The sequence below is a fragment of the Scytonema sp. NUACC21 genome, assembly GCF_054684315.1.
Genome location: NZ_BAAFZH010000098.1, coordinates 65662 through 85466, shown reverse-complemented (window position 1 = coordinate 85466; position 19805 = coordinate 65662). Strand labels below are relative to the sequence as shown.

14 protein-coding genes and 1 pseudogene are annotated in these 19805 nt (G+C 42.3%); 2 read left to right on the top strand and 13 right to left on the bottom strand.

The window, feature by feature from the left end; translation table 11 throughout:
- Nucleotides 1-58 precede the first annotated feature (58 nt).
- Entirely contained in the window at nt 59-1312 is a 1254-nt protein-coding gene (locus ACYRY3_RS30105) for an NB-ARC domain-containing protein (protein WP_460205348.1), read from the top strand.
- A gap of 16 nt (nt 1313-1328) precedes the next feature.
- Nucleotides 1329-2963: a tetratricopeptide repeat protein gene (locus ACYRY3_RS30100; protein ID WP_460205347.1), complete on the top strand. Its 1635-nt coding sequence runs from the start codon at nt 1329-1331 to the stop codon at nt 2961-2963.
- A gap of 182 nt (nt 2964-3145) precedes the next feature.
- Here ACYRY3_RS30100 and ACYRY3_RS30095 read toward each other — a convergent pair.
- The 13 genes and pseudogenes from ACYRY3_RS30095 to ACYRY3_RS30035 all read right to left on the bottom strand — a co-directional run.
- Nucleotides 3146-3763, bottom strand: a pseudogene (locus ACYRY3_RS30095) (IS701 family transposase); the annotation flags it as partial.
- A gap of 123 nt (nt 3764-3886) precedes the next feature.
- Nucleotides 3887-5539, bottom strand: a complete 1653-nt coding sequence (locus ACYRY3_RS30090) for an ATP-binding protein (RefSeq protein WP_460205346.1) — start codon at nt 5537-5539, stop codon at nt 3887-3889.
- A gap of 41 nt (nt 5540-5580) precedes the next feature.
- On the bottom strand, nt 5581-7026 hold the full coding sequence (locus ACYRY3_RS30085) for a hypothetical protein (RefSeq protein ID WP_460205345.1): 1446 nt from the start codon (nt 7024-7026) through the stop codon (nt 5581-5583).
- Nucleotides 7026-7340 (bottom strand): hypothetical protein, encoded by a 315-nt coding sequence (locus ACYRY3_RS30080; RefSeq protein WP_460205344.1) that lies wholly within the window; start codon nt 7338-7340, stop codon nt 7026-7028. The genes ACYRY3_RS30085 and ACYRY3_RS30080 overlap by 1 nt, the downstream gene beginning before the upstream one ends.
- Nucleotides 7341-7363: 23 nt before the next feature.
- The gene (locus ACYRY3_RS30075) at nt 7364-9217 is read right to left on the bottom strand and encodes a type IV secretory system conjugative DNA transfer family protein (RefSeq protein ID WP_460205343.1); all 1854 of its coding nucleotides are present in this window, start codon (nt 9215-9217) and stop codon (nt 7364-7366) included.
- Nucleotides 9214-9795 (bottom strand): histidine kinase, encoded by a 582-nt coding sequence (locus ACYRY3_RS30070; protein ID WP_460205342.1) that lies wholly within the window; start codon nt 9793-9795, stop codon nt 9214-9216. Before ACYRY3_RS30070 ends, ACYRY3_RS30075 begins: the two co-directional genes overlap by 4 nt.
- Before the next feature lie 8 nt (nt 9796-9803).
- Nucleotides 9804-11630, bottom strand: a complete 1827-nt coding sequence (locus ACYRY3_RS30065) for a hypothetical protein (RefSeq protein WP_460205341.1) — start codon at nt 11628-11630, stop codon at nt 9804-9806.
- 39 nt (nt 11631-11669) lie between these two features.
- Nucleotides 11670-12443, bottom strand: a complete 774-nt coding sequence (locus ACYRY3_RS30060; protein WP_460205340.1) for a hypothetical protein — start codon at nt 12441-12443, stop codon at nt 11670-11672.
- 114 nt (nt 12444-12557) lie between these two features.
- Nucleotides 12558-14426, bottom strand: coding sequence for a TrbI/VirB10 family protein (locus ACYRY3_RS30055; RefSeq protein ID WP_460205339.1), 1869 nt, complete (start codon nt 14424-14426; stop codon nt 12558-12560).
- Entirely contained in the window at nt 14426-15223 is a 798-nt protein-coding gene (locus ACYRY3_RS30050; protein ID WP_460205338.1) for a hypothetical protein, read from the bottom strand. Before ACYRY3_RS30050 ends, ACYRY3_RS30055 begins: the two co-directional genes overlap by 1 nt.
- 18 nt (nt 15224-15241) lie before the next feature.
- Nucleotides 15242-16270, bottom strand: a complete 1029-nt coding sequence (locus tag ACYRY3_RS30045; protein WP_460205337.1) for a hypothetical protein — start codon at nt 16268-16270, stop codon at nt 15242-15244.
- 31 nt (nt 16271-16301) lie between these two features.
- On the bottom strand, nt 16302-17033 hold the full coding sequence (locus ACYRY3_RS30040) for a hypothetical protein (protein ID WP_460205336.1): 732 nt from the start codon (nt 17031-17033) through the stop codon (nt 16302-16304).
- Nucleotides 17034-17068: 35 nt separating this feature from the next.
- A complete protein-coding gene (locus tag ACYRY3_RS30035; RefSeq protein WP_460205335.1) occupies nt 17069-19801 on the bottom strand; it encodes a hypothetical protein in 2733 nt (910 codons plus the stop codon).
- Nucleotides 19802-19805: the final 4 nt, after the last annotated feature.

Here is a 19805-nt window from a genome sequence, read left to right as displayed (position 1 = left end):
ACTGTTTGTAAGACTATTAAGCGAGCTCCTAGATGAGGCGGATGAACGTCATCAGCAGTTGGCAGATTTAGCTTTGGAGCTTGAAGGAGCTATTGTCAGTAGCACTATGAGAAAAAATTCTCAACAAAATAGTGCAAGTGATACAACTTCAAGCGATAAGAAAAGTCAGCCTACATCTCCTAACTTTAATGTTTATAGACAAGAAGAATGGGTCGGACGTGAAGAAGAAACAGATGACTTATTAAAGTCTATTAACGGTTCTTGTAGAATAGCTGTGATCTTAGGTATTACTGGTATTGGAAAAACGGCTTTAGCTGAAAGAATAGTCGATGAACTAAGATTAAATCAAGATACTTTCTTACGCCATACCTTTGACTATGATTCAATAAGCTCAGATAAATCTTTTATTGAAGTAGCAAAAGGATGGTTGAGAAAACTAGAAGAGAACATACCTGTACAAGAACACAATTTAGAAAATATAGTTTCACTTCTTGCTGATAAACTATGTCATAACTCCTACGTAATTCTCATAGACTCACTTGAATACATATTGACTGGTAACGAAGATATGGGGTGGGGCGATTTTCTTGACGAGGGGTGGAATAAGTTTTTTTTAAAGATATTATCGGCTGATTCTTGTCAAAGTAGATTTATTCTGACATCGCAGGATTTACCCTTACAACTGAGACAAGTAGGAGAGCGTTATCGCAATTTTTTTAGCTGCGAAACTCTCAAAGGATTAGAAGCAACAAAACAGATGGAGTTCTTTCAAAAACAAGGACTAGATTGTGGTGAAGAGGAAAAATATTTACTTTCTCGTATAGGTAAAGCTTACATGGGACACCCACTTGCCCTACTAGTAATAGCAGGAGAAATTAAAAGTGATTTTCATCGTAGTGTTATCGGATATTGGGAAAGGTTTGGTTCTGAAATTGAAGAGGTCGAGAAAAACTTGGAAGAAGCTGCAAAATGCAATACAGGACAAGATAATTGGAATCTAGATAGCTATTCTAGAGAATTAATAATGCGAGTTAAAAGTAGGCTCAAGATAACATTTGAAAGACTAAAAAATAATGCTTACGTTGCTTTTGAATTGCTCTGTAGAGTTTCTGTCTATCGTCGTCCTGAAAGAGAAACTGCTTGGTTATTTCAATTAGAAGGTGACTATGATGAAAAAGAGATTAAGCAAGCTTTAGATATATTAAAAGACCGCGCATTAGTAGAAATTACTTATGATCCTATACGTAAAACAAACTTTTTGGGACTACACAATCTAATTCGTTCTCAAGCATTATATTGTCTACGTCAATAGTCTTATTGTAAAAATAATGGATTATTTGTTGCCAAAAGAAGGTATTATCATTAAATCCTATTTAGAAAGATATCTGATCAGGGTTTATAGAGTTTATAAGTTGTTTAAACAGCAAAATACCAACTTAAATAAAAGGAAAAATTTTAATAAATTTATTCGAGAAGAATTAAATACTCTTAAGATTGTGATTTTAGCTTCTTTAAAGCATCTTTTCTTCAGATTTTCATCAAAAAAATACTTTTTGGATTCCTCCACTTTATCTTTATTACTGATTAAATATCTCGATCTAGATATAATTAATATCCTTCCGCAAAATAATTCGCGAGAAAGTAATGCCTACTATAGAGCAGCAAGATATCATTTAGAAGGTGAATTGCTAGCAGAACAAGAGATATTGCATACAGACAATATAAATAGAGTAGAAGGATATCTTAAAGCATTCGAGAAATTATGCGAAGTACAAGACTGGGAAAGAGCGAATAAGATTTTTGATCTTTTTCTTGATACTAGAACAAATCTATCTCTACAAAGTATCTATATAATTTTAATCAATTGGGGATATAAGCAAAGAGCAAGTATTTTATATGCTAAGTTATGGCAGTACTCAGAGATAAATGGTGACGATCATTATTTTATTACACTAGGAAATTTGTTTACAGGCTTGCTTAAATATGAAGAAGGCATCGATTGTTATAAAAAAGCACTTACAATAATTCAAAGCAAAAATAATAATAAAACCAAAAGTAAATGGAAATGGGAATGTAGTTGTTTAAATAAATTAGGACAAACTTATACTATTTTAGGTGATTATCAGTCTGCTGTAGAATACCATACAAAAGCACTTGAAATTATTATAAAAATAAAAGAAAAATCAGGATACTGGAATAAATTAAAGTCAGAATACTGGAACAAATTTTGGGAGAAACACTCATTATTTAGAAGTATATTTTTACTGTTAAATCTTGCTGTTCTACTGTTACATTTTGCAGCAATAAGTGTATTTCCTGCACTCGTAAACCCAGCATTAGTGGAAATGCATCTTCTAATATTCGTTTTATTAAATAATTCAGTACCTACATCTATAGGAGTATCTGAAAATATTTTGGCAGATACCCTAAACCACTTAGGCTATGTTTATTTTAAAATGGAAGAATATCAAACAGCTATTAAGTGTTATCAAAAAGCTATTGATGAAGATTCTTCAAACCTTAAAAATTCCAGTGAATTAATTGATTCTTTATGCAATGTGGGCGACTTAAATTTGCGTGTTGGATCTAGCCAAACTTCAATATTTTATTATGAAAAAGCTCTTAAAATTGTTCAAAATAGGATACTTGTCAATAAACTAATTCAAGAAGGAACTGTTCTTCAGAAACTAGGTTCTGCCTACGTAATCATGAAAGATTACCAAAAAGCTGAGGAAAAATATATTGAGGCTCTAGTATGCTTTCAGAAAATTGAAGATAGAAGTGGAGAAGCTTCAACATTAAATTGTTTAGGAAATCTCTACTTGAATTTACGAAAATACAAGAAAGCTATTGAACATTATCAACAAGCTCTCGTAATATATGAACAAACTGAAAATTACAGTAATAAAAGTATTGTCATGCAAAATTTGAATATCGCTTCTCAATACTTAGAAAGTCTATAAGACTCATATTTGATATCTGAAAAAACCCCGTACACCTCTACACCCTTCTTTCCTATTGCCTATTGCCTGCCTACGCAGATAATTTCATGAATCAAATCGGATTGCTATATAAAATTCGCTTTGAGGGCAATATACCGATGCATAGGAAACCGTCAGTTAGAAGCTTTAAGTCTACTCAGCCTTTCATCTAAGACTTGAATAAAGTTTTTACCACTTTCTCCATAGAGACTATCCGCTAAGACAAGATTAAATCTAAATCCCATTGATTTTAATTTTTTTATCATTTCTGCCGCAATTTCAGGTTTGGTTAAATATCGCTCTCCTGATTTTAGTCTTTCTCTTGGTTTATAGACTTCAAAGATTAACGGAAATGTCATCCCAGATAAAACTGCATATGCTGTGACCACAACAATCCCATTCTCTGTTTTCCCTAAATTTCCAATGTATTGTCGTTTCACATAGTCTGTTGTATTTCCTTTCTTCTTATCCCCTGTTTCATCAATAATCAGTACTATTGGGCGTCCTTGAAGTATATTTAATATTAACTCTAATCTCTGTTGCCTCAATTCTTTTACGTCCCAAGGCGATTCTGTTAAAAAATGATGTAATGGTTGATGATTGTCTAATCCTACAATTTTTGCTATTTCTGGTAGAGTTTTCCGTTTGATTTCAGATATCATACCCATATGTAAGTACTTAAAAGCTTCAAAACTTCTGACTTCTGGAAATAGTTTTTGATAAATTTGACAGTACTCGTCAATAAAATTGACTGTGGGTCTTGCTTGACGAGGCTCTACCATAACACAGATACCTATTCTAGCGTTTGTCCTTAATTATACTCTTTCCAGAGTGACAAAAGAGGGTTAAATAGCTAAAAATAGCAATTTTTGTTATTGTCTCTAAAAATTTTGTTTCAGAGCGATCTAATCTAGAGTTGCACTTTTTTCACCCCAAAATGTAGTGATAGGCGGGGCATAAACGCTGGTGTCCTCTTTGGCGGCTGGTTGGGCGACATATCTAGCCCGATTTTCAATTGCTAAGATTCTATCAGTGTCGCGGACATAAAGCGGTACCATCGCTTCTCTCTGGGCTAAAAGTTCATGCAACCCTATTTGAATTGGTAGAGATTGGTGGAATAATTTACGAGCTGCTTTTTCTACCATTCGAGCCAGCTCTGCTCCCGTGCAGTTAACCGTCTTACCTAACAAAATCCGCCATTCGGCTTCACTTAAAGGGCTATCAACGCAGTGGTAGCGCTCATCAAATCGTGATGCGTGGAGTGTAATAATCTGCTTGCGCTCAATGGCAGTTGGAAACCCAACATAAAAAATTTCATCAAATCTACCGACACGAGTTAACTCTGGAGGTAGTGCATCTAGTCGATTGAGAGTCGCTACTACAAACACAGCACTACGCTTATCTTGCAACCAGGTTAGTAAAGTCCCCAAAATTTGTTGACTGCTGCTATCTTCCCCTGAGATTGTATTAGCAGTAAACAACTTGTCTAGTTCGTCAAAGTAAAGCAGAACGGGAGCGCAAGCTTCAACACGAGTGAGTAACCGCTTTAAATAAGTTGCCCCACCCGCCGCCACTGCTCCTGCGTCTACACTAACCAAAGGAAATCCCAATTCCCGCGCTGAGACATTCGCCGCTAGTGTTTTACCCGTTCCCGGTGGTCCAACTAGCAAACACCCCTTGGGCAGTGGGATATTAGCGGCTCGTGCTTCTGGGGCAAAATCGCGTTTGGCATCTTGAATGAACTGCCTCAAGTTATCCAAACCCCCAAAGTCGTACACATTCGGCTCTGGGACAAAGTTTAAATTAAATGATGCAAAGCGGTTGATTTTATAGTTCAGCAGAGAGCGTACTATGTCGGTTTTTTGCAAGGGGTCACTTTGGGCGGCGAGCGCCCTTTTTAACCCAGCTTTTATATCTTCCTTGGTTAACCCAGCCGCCGCCGTAGTGAGCGCTGCAACTTCTTGTGTATCTGGGGGTTTACCTGTCAAAGTTGGCAAGTAAGCTGAAATCAACTCAGCTATCTCATCACTTGTAGGTAAAGGCAACTCTAAAGTTTCAATTAGCCCACTCAAGGTCGCTGGTAACTCAATTTCATCTGTAACAAGCAGAATCAAAACCTTAGAAGATTCAGTTGCTGTTAACTCTGAGTAAGTATTAATCAACAGCGATTTCAATTCATCTCCGTCAATACCTCGCATACAAGCTGGTATATTTTCTAAGACAAAGATTCCTGTATGGGTTAGCTCCCTCACAAATTTCAACGCTGCGATTGCGCTTCGCGCACGCTGCGCGAACGCACGTTGACCAGGAGTACTTCGATCGCACTCCCCAAACTCAAAACTTTCTCTTATTACAACACGCTCATCATGTTCGTTATAGTTAACAGATTTAAATTGTTGTCCTTGCCCCAAATTCCACAAGTACATTGGCAGTTTTAACTGAGGTGTAAGCTCTTTGTGTAGCAATGATAAGATTGTTAGTCTCTCCCTTACAGGTGCAACAACAGAAATTACCCTTTCACCAGCAGCAATTAGTGCTTTTAGCTCTTGTACATTCATTGATTTAATCTGAGTCTGCAATATTTCACTTTTACAAGATGTCACGCTCTTTCTAATTGTTTTTGAGATTGCCTCTGAGATTGTATTTGAAGGAGTTGACTTTGACGTTGTGGAGTGGATTGTTGAAGAACTGGCAACATTTGCTCGAAGTAAGCTAAGTCTCGCTCACTCATTCGAGTTTTCATCTGCCCTTCCGCCTTGAGCAACAGCGAACCGCGCCCATCTTTAGCATCTATCCGCACTTTGCCATCAGGAGTGGCTTTCCACCTGTAGGAAAATTGACCATCAACTTGAACGCTCCCTCCTTGCCTCTGAGCATATTGACTTAAAGCTGTGGTAATTGCATTGACTCTGGCAAAATACTCTGTCTCTTTCTTACCCACTGGAGCAAATGCCCCACTAGGTTCTTCACCCCGCAAATAAGAAATACGGAGTTGTTTGAGGTCTTGACGCACTAGTGTCTCCAACTGGGTTGACTGAGAGACACGCACTCCAATTGGGGATGCGTCAAACTGCATTAATGTCTTACCCAAGCGATCGCTTAAGGTATAAGTTTTCCCAGAACGGGCGATGGTATAATCCGCAGTGTGATAAGCAGTTGTGCCTGGTGGTGTGCTTGTATCGAACAAAGTTTTAATTGCAACTGCTGCTTTGACATCACGCGATCGCGTAACCAAGGAAGCCCAGGCTGTTTGAGCAGTATTCGCCACAGAACGTGCTGCTTGCTGCCACCAATTAGTGTTTTTAGGTTCAGTAAACCGCGCTTTGATTAACTCATCAAACTGCCGTTGTTGAATTTGTATTTGAGAGCGTTGCAATTCCAACATTTGGTTCAGTTGAGCAGTTAAAAGCTGTTTTAAACTGCTATCAGGCAATGTCTCAAGAGCAGTCTTTACTCTTGCCCCGCCAGCTTCAGTAACAACAGAAGTTTGTTGAACAGGTTGTGGTGGTGTGGGATATGTAACTACTGAATCTGGTTTTTGAGGTATAACTTTTTCTAAATTCTGCTCAGATTTAACATTCACACTTTGATTGTATTGGGCTGGTAATTTATCTTCATTTACAAAAGGATTATCCCAATCAGGATATTCAAATGCAATGGGCTGTGTTTCAATTTTTTGAACTTGTTGTTTGTCACGATATTGCTCATAAAATGAATTGGTAATTACCTTACCTAACTCATCAGATTCGAGGACAATCTTACCATCTAACTTGACTCGTATTGAAACGGCGTTCTCTACAACACCACCAACAGGAGTATTCTGCAATTGACCCAACTGCTCGAGTAAAGAAGGACTTAAATCATTAACTCCTTGACCGTAAACAAGGCGCTCGCCAACAGTAATTTCGATTTCTGGTTTTTTCTCTGCATCTTGCTGCTGTTTATTTTTGTCAACAAACTCCCGCAGCCAATCTTCAATCAGCCGTAAATACTGCTCGGTAAAAGATGCAGACTCACCCGCAGAGGTTGTAAAAACACTGGACATTACAATTCATCTCCATTCTTGTACACAGTTGCCAAAAGGTGCAATCGATTCACAATGACTTGATTCCCCCAGCAAAATACTCCTAGCTTGCCATCAAAAAACCAGGCGATAAATTTGCTTGGCTCATTTATATTTCGCTGACCTTCATAAACAATACTTCCTAATACCTCACCTACAAGTAACCCTTGCTGATCGAATACTTCAGTAACCAAGGGTGAGTAATTCATTTCAAAAGGAGGTAACTGCATCGCTTGTTTTACGCGCTCTTGCCATTCGGGATATTCGGCTAGTTGTGAAAGTAAAGATGTTTTCATGTGCTATGTGCCAATTAACAAATTTAAAACACTGCTGCTAAATCGTCTTCGACAGGTATTACTGTTGGTGCAGGAAACAATTGTTCAGCTAAATCGCGCCGCTCTTGAAATTGACGGGAACGCTCCTCATCAGTCACATTTGATGAATGACTGGCAATTAATCTTTGCCGAATCATTTCCCACTTCGCCTCACTCCAATTCATTTGAGCAATATCCGCCTGGGGAACTTTTACTGATTGCAACAAGGGAACATACGCTTCATTGCCACGGGTGTAAGCTGGGTTGATAATCACTGCTCGTCCAGTCCCCAATTTGGCAAACTCAGCCGCTTCTAGCAAGTGTCGTTTCTGGTTTTGGTCATTTAAGCTTTGAGTTGTGCCACCTTTGCCAGTGCTTCTAGATTTAGATTTGAAATTAACTTGCATCTCTCCCAGGTACTCAGAAAACAGCTTGGCAGATTCTGGATCTTGGGGGTTAAAAATAAACTTTGTTGCCGTTCCTCCCAAAATAGCTCTCGCCAATTCTTTACCGTAAGCTTTCTCCAACTGGGAGATATTCTGATAGCCTAAAATCCCACAAAATCCATCTTCCCGGTTTTCATTCAGCCAATTTACGAGTGCTGGTAGATATAAAGTCGGCAATTCATCCAGCGCTACAACCAGGGGGTCTTTGCGGGGAACCGTCCGCGATACATTCCGGGAGATAATCATGTGCAAAATAGCTGCAAGTAGCGGTCCTACAATGTCCCGGTTATTGCGGTCTAAACCAAACACGATGAGTTGCTTGCCATCCAAATCCAGGGGGAGGGTTGTCTTACCGCAGAATGCACCAACAAAGTCTTTCTTGAGGAACCTCTGAAAAATGCGTTGAGCAGTCCCGATGATACTGGCGACGGTTTTCTCAGAGTCCTTGACGCTGATAAGCTGAGATAAAGGTCGAGTTGTCCAAATTTTCAGTTTGTCCCTGGAAGCTGCTTCTAATCGCGCTGGTAGATTGGGTAAAGATAAAATCGCCTGCGCCATCATCAAATCGCAGTATTTGTCGTCTCCAGTAAGAGTTTTAATTGCTTTGGTGACAAGCAAAATTCCCTCAACCAAACTGTCTCCTGCTTCCTCGAAAAACTTATCTCCACTGTTATTTCCTCCACCTTTATCAAAGTTACGGGCAATCACCATCGCCATTTGACCAGCTGCGATCGCATCCTCTTCATCTTTGATTAAGTCAAGTGGATTGCAAACTTCTGACTCTGGAAACCCCGGTGCAAACACTCGTACCGTGTAGCCACGCTTCATGGCATAGGCTACGGCGCGTTTGGTTTGAGCCGGATATTTAAAGTCATACAGACACATGGGAAAGCCTTGGTCAAAAGCAGAACGGATGAGGGGGTCAATGACGCTGAAGGTCTTACCAGAACCTGCTGCACCAATAGCAGCAATTCCGCGCTGGGCATCTGGGATGTATAATGTGGGGCTAGCGTTAAGCAATTGCAGGGGCTTTGTCCATTTGGGGGAAGCTGGTGTTGTCATTAATCCATCCTTGCGCCATTCATTATCCAAGCGATCGCGCATTTCTCGTGGAGTACCCACATACAGCGCCACGTTATTACGTGTCACTTTTATCATTTGCTGTTTAGCTTTTGAAGCAGCTTTTTGCTTTTCCTTAGCACCACCCCAATAACTGGTAGCAATCTTGCCTTTCTTAGCGCTCCCCGTGCTCCAAAGTTGCAGAACTGCGACTACCACCAAGCAACCCAAAAGCATTAGTCCGGATTGGGATTTGAGCAAACTCGTCAGTTGTTCGCCCACCCGTCCTGTCGCAGACTGGGATGAAGACGCGGGTACTTGAACCAGGTAGTGAGTGGAAACGTGAGTCTTCATGACTTCCCTACCCCCCAAACAAAGTTCTCACCCACTCTGGTTAAAGCCTCGTTAAATTTGACAAATTCCTTACCTTGATAGCAATACTGAGAGCGCGATACCATTCCTTGTGTTGATGTACTTTGGGTAATTACAAGGCACGGAAATCCTTTTTGCTCCATGCCATCCGCTCGAATCAAAACTTCACCCTTGGGTAAATTTGGGTTAGCAATGACCGAAAGAACTAACTTACCCGACTCTTGGTAAACTGGATAGATACACCCACCCACTCCACAAAGTTGCTGCGACTGGAAATCAAAAATATATAATTTCCCTGCACCGTGAGACGGGATTTGTAGCACTTTGATAGATTTGGCTTCAACACCTGCCGTGGAGTTCTGTCGTAACGCTGTTTCAATGAGTGATGCAGGCGCAATGTTACTAGCAGCTGTCCAAGTTAGCGATCGCCCACCTTTTTTTGATGAAGTCGCCTTTACCAACAAAGCGGAAACAACGAACAATGCCATACACCCAATCGCAAGTATCGCTTGATGTTTGGGAGATTTAATATTAGGAAAATACTTCAAGATTAATTGCATTACTACCTCTAAAAACATCCATTGGATTGTAATAATTGCGTGTAGCTAGCAGCTGCTTTTTCGCCATACCCCTTAACTGTAAATTTGCCATGTACATCACTCACCGCCGCATCAATGGGAATACCTGCACCTCCAAAATGCATTTGTGCTGCTCGTTCGATTAATCGCTTTCCAGTAAAGAATTGCCCTGTCATCGGGTCAATCTGTTGAGAGGCTTTTTCCAATAAGTTCGTTATCTCAGATTTAAATAAAGCTTGTTGATCGGCGGGGGGAAAATACATCATCATTTCCTCACCACTGACCGTCATACCTTTATCTACCTTAACAAGAAATTCTTGACCTCCAGGCTTACTGGATATAAGCGATCGCACATCCGGGCGATAGGACATAAATTGCTTTGTTCCCAAACCACGACCACAGTTACCCGCGCCATCACATACATATGCTCCCACAGAGTTGTAATTGCCTTCTATCTCTGAAAGTGCATTTAATAGAGCATCTATTACTACTCCTTGATGTTGTTTGGAGCAATTCCCTAAACTTGAAAAAGTAAGAGGTTTAGCACTTGTGTTTACCGGATTCTTAAAACTAAATCCACTACTCTTTTTACCAGTAGGGATAGAAATTGAATTGTTCTTTACACCACCCGTCACCAACCCCAAAAAAATTGCTTCCTTTTCTTTATATGTTAACCAGGGAATCGGACCAATAAAGTAAGGTGTACACCCTAAATCTACGAATCCTTTCCGCATACAAGCACGGAAGAATAAAGCTTGGGATACCATACCATCGACTTCTGAGGTATCCCATACAACGACTTTGAAAGCATCACCAAAGGGGTGACGTCCGGTTGGTTCTTTACCACCATTTACGCTTCCCAAAATCCCTTTACCACCGCGCACCAATTGGTACTTTCCACTAATCCACTGCTTGCCTAAAACTAAGGGTGAGCCAGATAATTCTATGTGGGCGCAATCTTTCTCACACGGTACATTAAATCCTTGTTTGTTGCTGCCAGAAATTGTGCGCTCCTTCTGCTGTTCATCGGTGCCAAAAGCAACATCAACAATGCCCACTTCTACACCTACGGGGTTAGCAGGATTGGGAAATTGTGAAAAAGGCACGTTATCTAAACCGGGAATTTTGTCAATGGTCACCCCTTGCCAATCTTTAAAAGCCCCAATTGGCGTATTATCCAACCTTGGAATTGCATATAAACTGTAGGAGTCCATTGGCAGATTAGCAAACTCTAATTGACCTAAATGTGGAGACTGCTGCAATAATTGTCCGATTGTCTGCGTACTGTCAAACTGTGTCGCTAGTTCTTGAGACAGTAAATCAAAAATTGGTTGGACTTCAGTGATGGGCAAATTTTTTAGAGCCGGAATCGCCTGTACTAAACTTTCTAAAGTTTGGAACTGCATCACTCCAAACTCTGAAAGATTAATTTTACTTAAATCCAATCCCACAATTTCACTAATGGACTGAAGATTGAACTCTTGAAGTTTAAAACTATCCTGAAAATCACCCAGTTTCATGTACTGAGCAGGCGTTTGTCCTGCAACCCAAGTGCGAGAAGGGTCATATCCCAGTTGCTCAGATACACCTTCGGGCGCAGAGAAAGAACCTGATTCGGCGATACCAGGTAGAGATGAAAAAGTAATTTGATTCCAATCTGGTAGCTGGGTGTTTTGCCAAGCGATTGTAGGAATTGAACTACTAGGTTCAGTGAAAGCGAGCGAGCGCTGACTATAATCACCCATAATAACACCAGAAATTACCAACGATAAACTTAAGCCCGTGCCAAGCCCGTAAAAATTCCTTAGCAATTTCATTGCCTTTTCTTTGACGATTATTTAACTGATTTGAATGATTTAAGTTGTCTGCACTGGAGATTGAACAGGTGTTGTTTTTCCTAGTTCTTGGAGGCGTTTGACTAACTGCAAAGAAATTCCACTCTTTCTTGCTGCGACTTCAATTGGTTCACCCGCCCTAACGCTTACCAAAAAATTTTCAATTCGCTTCCACAATGGGGAATCACGTCGAATCAGGCGCTGTTGTTGAGCAACAATTAAGCCGCGACTCATAATCCGCCAATCCTGATACTGTGTGAGAACCGATGTCAAACGTGGGGGATGAGTTGCTACAACTACGGGCGCTTCCTTGGGTGTGACCTCGACCGTATGATATTGAGGGTTTTTACTCGCCATCGCCACCCGGAACACATACACCCGTCGCCCAGATGCACCCGCAGTAACGACAGTCAGGAGTGTGCTATTTGTCTTTGGGAGTCCCGGCATATTTACCGGGTTAATCCGCCGCAGATGCAAAACAGTTGCTCCATTCTGTTTGCACTCTCGCCCCAAACCTGATAAACAACCATCCACATCTAAGCTAGCGAAGGAGGGATTGTCTAACCACACTTTTTCAACTGTCTCGCCCGTGGAAATGAAACTGATGTTAACTCCATATCCGGGAGACAATTCAATCAGCATTGGTGAAGCTGCACTTTGCCCTGTTGCTACGGGGACAGAAACACGTCGCACCGAACTAGGAGTTTCTTGGGCAAATACACTGCCACCTGAGAAGACACTGGTCAATCCAGTTGATATCAAAGCAATTAAAGTGATGCGTCGCAAGGTTTTCATTTTACACTCCTAAATCAGTCCTGAAATCATTCGTCTCTAGTACTCTCTTTCTCTGCGTTCTCTGCGCCTCTGCGGTTATAATTCATTCCAGACATTAAATAGGACTGCCATAACTTAAAACTCGAACGATTGATTGACAAACACCTGGACATTTTTCCCAGCACGGACATACCAAACATCAGAGCGCTGTAGCATTTCCTGAAGGTTACGTTCGTTACGCTGCAAAATTTGCTTGGTAAGAGGTGTAAAACCTCCTTCTAATACCGCACCTAATAGATTTCGGGAGGAACTACGAGTGGTGGTGGAAGTACTAAAGCTAAAACCACTTGTACTCGTTGATGATTCAACATCAGGTCGATTCATCACTTCGCCCACCTTGGCAAGAGAGCCAAATAGAAACGCTGTGGCATCATGAGATGCGATCGCTCCTTTATTACCCCACTTTGACGCAATTAAAGGCTGACCCTCGGTACCACGAATACTAATCGCTCCAGATGGAAGGATATACTCCTGACCATCAATTACAACCTGCGTCGCTTCCAGTTGGGCAAGTCCTGATTCATTAATATCAACTACCCGAGCAACAATAGTAGTACCAGCTGGTAAGGTCACAAAGCCCTCTTCATCGGTCAATGCTTCAGCCAGTTGAACAATAAACTTCTCGGTAGACTGGTCAGACTTGGTGACAACACTCTTGCTTTTAGAAGCAGCCCAAATCACTGGGGTGGTTAACTTCCCTTGAGCTTGATTGCCTACCGTTAGCCGTCTCACAGGTACACCCGTAAGCAGAGCAGCTTCTTCCGCCGGATTAACTCGAGCTGCAACTACTTCCTCCTCAGTCGATAGCTGTTGAGGTACAACCACTCCCTCCTCAGTCGGTAGCTGTTGAGGTACAACTACTTCCTCCTCAACCGGTAGCTGTTGAGGTGCAACTACTTCCTCCTCAGTTGGTAGCTGTTGAGATACAACTACTCCATCACTTGCAGATCTGACTGGAGTAGCACGGGGGATTATGACTTCATCTGAAGTTTTTTGACTACTTTTTACCTGAGCGATCGCACTGACTGAAGGTTGCTGCAAAGTTTCTTTTGAGGCAGATGCAGTGACTTCACTCATTTCAGTACCACCATAACTCCCCAAACGACTCATTGCCACCCATTGCTCGAATGGATCGACTGGCTTTGAATTAGACACAGATGAGTTAGACTTTGGTGTTTCTCGCACTATTGGAGAACTAATTGGCGCTTGTCTTACAGGTTGTTGAATCGGTTGTCTAATAGGTCGTTGAACTGATTGTTGAACAGGCAAACGTAGTGGTTGTCGAACTGGCTGAGGTGGTTTTGAAACGTAAACATAGCGAACAGGTGGTACGGTTTGACTTTTGTTTACTACCGAGCGAGTTACAGGTACAGTAGAGGAAGATGGTTTATTCTTTGGTTTCTCAATAACTGTAGTTTTAGGACTCTTAAACTGCTCAATTGACTTAATTTTTTCAGATTGGCTCCCCAATGCTAATTGCGCCTTGAATTTACCTGTTTCAACTTCCTGACTTTCAACTTCCGCCTTTTCTACTTCAGGTTTGGACACTGTAACCATACTTGGAGCAGATTTAGGTTTTGACCTCATAATGGTGTTCAAAAACATAGCACTGGAACCAAATACTGCAAGCAATCCCAACCCCACTACACCAAATTTCGCCAACGGATTTCCTGATAAAGTCGGCTGGGTTTTACCAGTTTGCGGGTCATCAAATAGTTCAGATTGAGTAATAACATTCCGATTCAAATTATATGATAAATCGGCTTTTTCACCTTCTGAAAAACTGCCATCAATCCCTTCTGTAATTAACTTGTCTGTTACTTCTTGGGTATTCAAATCATCATCAAAACCAATCAATTGAGCCAGTTTTGCTTCATCCCAATCTGAGTCTAACTGGTCGTCTGGTGGTAGTAAGCTAGCCGTTTTATTTAGCTCTTGTTCCATTATAAATTCTCCTCTGGTAAATCCCGAATTGCATAGATTTCTAAACCACTCGCCCGGACTTGGTAAATCACAGCCGCTAGTCCAGTCATTGTGGTAGGTGGATCTGGTGCTTCTACTGCTTGGACAAATATTTCTTTATTAAAAGCAATGACTTCACCCAAATTATTACCACGGTTAAACACAGTTAAATTAGCAACCATTTTGACTTTCCATTTACCTTCGGCAATTTTTATAGGTGGTTGAATGGATAGGGGAACTAACACGACTTGCGTTGTTCCTTTGAATACGCCTTGAGGGGTTAAATCAGCTAACAACTTTAAGAAATCTTTGCGGAAATCTTCGCTTAAAGCATTGGATGCTTGCCACGCACCAGTTGTTACTTTACCGCGTCCATTACCTAATGAACGAATGTCTACCCCTGGATCTATTTTCGGGTTATTTGCTTCTTCAACCGTGGTGGGAGTGAGAGTTCCTGACCAATTCATCATCAGAGTCATCGTGTCCGTCACAAACCGAGTTACGACTTGGGGTGTGCGTTCGAGACTGCCCAAAGGAGCTACTGTAATTGACTTACCTGTTTCTAATTGCACGAGAGAGGGTGGTGCTTTCTTACTGAGTGAGGAGTAGGAGCCATACAGCATTAGCAATACAAAAAAAGTTAGAACGTGTAATCCAAATGTCCCTACAGCAAATAAAGCTAAAGCATCTCCTGTGGAAAATTTAGTTTGTTGACGATTCAAAAAGCGGAGGCGCTTTTGGTCAACTGAATTATTGTCAATATCTTTTGAAACAGCCACAAATTCTTGCTGGTTTAGTTATTTAAATTGAGGTAAAATTCTGATGAGAACGCTGTTTAATCCAAAGCGGGCAATGCTGGATAAGCTATTAAAAACTGCCATGCCTCCACCTGCTGCGATCGCCATTGATAAAATCGGAGCAAGCAGTCCAGTGGCAAAGGCGAAAACCATGGGGTCATTCTCCCCAGCATTCACAACAAGGGTGGCAACAAGTCCAGAAATAATATTAAATGAAAGCTTTGCCATACCCACACTGAAAAAGCCTGTTAGCCAAGCAAAAATTGCTTTTTGACCTACAGGGAGCAGCGATCCACCCACTGCTAATGGTCCCATCAAAGCAGTCAGTAGCATGGAGATTTCAATTATCCATTGAAAGGCAATTGAAAAAGCAATTAGCCAACCTCTCACTGCCAACTGAAGTACATTAGTACTGAAAAATTCACTCATGCCAAAATCAGGAAACCACCCCTGACCGCTATCGGGAGAACTATCAGCAATTTGTTTTGCCTGAGCAATGGCGTTCTCCATGCATTCGCGGCGTTGCTGGGGGTCAGCAATGGATTCGCACTGAGTTAAAAGCGATCGCGCTGCATCCTGGGAACCAAGCTCGGCCATCGCCTGCTGATACGCTTCTTGGAGTTGAATTGAAGCTGAAGTAGAAGTTAACAGCGTTTGATTGGTTTGGTTGATAATCTCACGCAGACCTCTAGTTGCTGCTGCTAAAGGTTGTGCTTGATTGCTGAGGAGGACGACTACCACAAGGGGCCAAATCAGTTCTGAGAAAGCCTTGGGGTGCTCGCCGTCTACCATGTCTTTCGCCCACTGGACAACAAATAACAATAGAGTGCCAACGCCAAAGAATACACCTAGTTGTGCGATCGCTCCATACAAGCCGCCGCCTAGTACGTCATCCCAAAGCCCGTTCATAGATTCGGCAATTGCAGCACTAGCTGCTGCCCCATCTTCAGTGATTTGAGAAGCTGCTTCACCCACTTTTGATGTTTGAGCAATCATCCATCCAGAACTAAACAATTGGAATAACAACATAGACGGCGTACCTTTTATCCCCTAAAATCCTCTAGAACAACCTCGCTTTGGCAGCAGTGCGGTAGTTTTGAAATCCTTGACCCACGGTTTCCCGTTGCTTGGCTTGGTTCTGACCATCAACAGAGCGAGAGATATTAGTCAAATTGACATTCGCCAAATCTTGCGACTGTTGCTGTTTCAGTCCATCAGCCCGTATTGCTCCCAGGATTGCTGCTTGTTGGGCGTTCTGTTGAGCAATCTGCTTCATTACGTTCTGCGTCACAACTTCGCCTTGAGCCGCCGTTGCTTGTTGCTGGACTCGCTCAATGGATTGTTGAGTGCGTTGAACTTCTTGCTGGGTTCGCTTTTGACCTTCCTTACTAAGTGTTGAAGTGCTGGCTGCACGGGTGATTTGCCGATCCACCTCGTTAGTAGCGGTTTCAACTGGGTTAACCGGAGCATCTGTACTAGCCGCGATTTCCTCAACTTTTTCTCTTGCAATGGTAGGGTCGGGTAAACCCAATGCACCTATCGCTTCATCTATGGCAGTTTGTAAATCTCCCCCTAAGGACTCAGTTAAGGGTTCAAGCTTGTCAGAGAGGATGGACGACACATAATTTTGCAAAGAGCCAAGTTGAGAAGTAAATTGCTCAAACACCAGAGCTAGGGGGTGATCGCCTACAAAGGGAACGGTCATAGCAAGAGTAGAAGCGTTTGTAGTTCCCAGAAGTGCGATCGCTACAACAGTACCAGACAGAACTTTTTTCCACTGACGTGTTTTCATAAATCCTCCAATTTTTAGGTAGATGGCAAACTTTGTTACAGTGATTCCACTAACTGTTTGGAAAACTCAGTGAGTGCCACAAATTTGTCAGCATGACGAGTGAGTGCTGCTGTTCTTTGGGCTTGCTCGTGGGGATTATTTGCTACTGCGGCTAGGAGATTTAAGGCTGGGTAGTAACGACAAAATGTAAACACCCCAGCATCATCCAACAGCCATTGCGAATAAATCCCAGATTTTTTAGGAAAGAAACTTTCTGTGGCATTGCGTCCAATGATTTGGGAGGGATACTTGAGAATTGAGACAAAACTATCAACTGCTGTTGGTTGAATCCGACCAATCAGGCGAGTGGTCAAGTTCTGGAAAATTTTGGCACCAGCGGTCGATTTCGCGATGGTGTCTGGGTCTTGAGCTGATAAAATGACCCGAATCCCAGCTTTAGCACCGTTGGCACACAAGCGTCCTACGAGGGCAGCGATTGAGTCGTATTCAAAGAGAATCGGACTTTCATCGATAAAAAACACACTTGCTGGAGCAGCCAACGCCCGACGTAACGCTGCTGAGTAAGCACTTAAACTTAGAATGGCTGCATCTTCATCGTTAGATAAATTACGCAGCGCAAAGACGAGTAGCCTAGCATCACTCTTAAACGTACTCGGTTGAGAGATTGCTTTACCCACCCGACTGTTAAGCCAGAAGCGCAAGCGCAATTTGACTTGCTCTAGCCCAGCCTTGGTATCTCCGCTGATTGTGTCCAAGCGCAGTCGTTCGTGAGAACAGAAGCTCAAGAAGTCAACTAGGGTGGGCATTGCTGCCCATTCTGGCGAACCAAAGCCATTGATAAATGCAGCTGCATAGCGATCGCGGATTTGATCGTCGCTGAAAAAGGCTGTAGTTGCCAGTGCTAAAATTGACCGTACTGTATCGGTCATCACCAGTGAAGTTGCACTACTTTCGGAGCGCTTTGTTCCCACAATCATTGCTTGCAGGGCTGTTGTTAAGAAATCCTTGTAGTCTTCAAACCGTTCCTGCTGTAGTTTTTGGGGTAGCGATCGCAGATTAGGCAACTCGAACAAATTAGAACTTTCCCGCCCGATGTCGAAATACGCCCCATCTTTCCCCATAAAGCGGGTGTAATCGGTAAACGTGCTAGTACCATCTGGTTTGGGATAGTCCATCGCCACGACAGGCATTCCATGAGCTAAAGCTTGGGTGAGAATTCCCGCCGCCACCACAGATTTACCACTCCGGGTTGTACCGAAGAGTCCCAGATTCTTGTGCTGTGTATAAAGATTGAGGAAAGTAGGTGTCCCGCCTTCTTCGGCAATGAGTTCAAATCCTGTATCATCTCCGGCTTTTGTTCGCATCAGGGGCATTAATCCTGGGACTTCACCACTCAGGTAAACCAGCCGTCGATTGAAGGGAGCAGTCATTAAGCGCTCCCAGGTTATGGGGAAAGTCTGCAACCAAATTCGCCAAGGGTACTCGGTTTCGCGCACAACCCAAGCTGGACGCAAAAACATTGATTGTAGATATCGACAAGCTTCATCGAGCTGCTCGCGGGTTCTTCGATGTACTAAGAACACAACAGCAGTGTGGATGGGAACGGCTCCCTCGTACAACTCTTCCTGAGCAGCGATTGACTTTTTGATATCGAGCAGGGATTTAACGTCAACCGAGTTTTTGTCACTGGCGATTTGAGCCGACGTATTTGATTGCTTGGTAAGACGCTGCATATTGGATTTGACTAGCGTTTCGTTCGCTCGCATCAGTTGTGCGTAGATCTCGGTGTCGTAAACCCGTTCCCGTGAAACGATTTCCCACAGATAACGCAGCTGGCGCTCTTTGTCCGTCCACCCACCAGGTTTATCAACAAAGGTGAGTGCGCCAATATATTTTCCTTTGATGTGTACCCAGCGTCGGTCAGCTACGGGAATTGATGACTCGCTCTCCATTAATAAAGAGGTGGGATGGACTTCTGAGTACACTTCTTCTCTCAGCCCGTCTTCATCTAGAACCAGCAGTTGAGGGATGTCCCGTGGTGGTGTGTCGTTGAACCTCTGCCACAGGATTGCCCAAAGTTCCTCTGCACACAAAGGGCGAATATCTAAGCCCATTTTATTGGCGAGTAATTGCTCCCATAGTTGGTAGCCATCAGTAAAGGATGTATAGAGTAGGCGCTCAATCCGAACAAATTGCATCTCGTTGATTTCACCCGTGAACGATTTCCAAGAACGTTCCAAACGGGACAAGAGTTTTTCAATTGCGTCAGTTGTACCAGCCATGTCCGGCTCAACCGTATATGTACAGTACAGTCTCAATGTTTTGGGCTTGCGAATCCCTTGAAGAGTCAATTGCTGGATGCGCGATCGCTCTCCCATCAAGAGATACTGCAATTCTTGGTTAGGAGCAGTTGCAGATAAATTGCGTAGTTCTTGTTGCCTTTGTGCATCTGAAGTAAAAGAACCAAGATGAATTGTTAAACGTTCTCCTTCGGGTAAATCTTTTAGTCCTGATTCAATTGCGTCAAACACTGGGTCAATTTCTTCTGTTCGCAATGTGGCATGAATCCCTTTGCATTCAAACCCAAAGTGAATCATAAAGTTGTTCAATCCCTTCCGCAGCACGTAAGCACCAACTTGCCTACCTTGAAGATTAATCTGCAACATCGATACTAAGGCAAAGGCATCTTCTAGAGGTGAATAACGAACTTTTGTTGCTCCGTTATCAACGGTTGCTTTCCCAACTTTTGTTTTTACTTTAGGAGCCAAATTT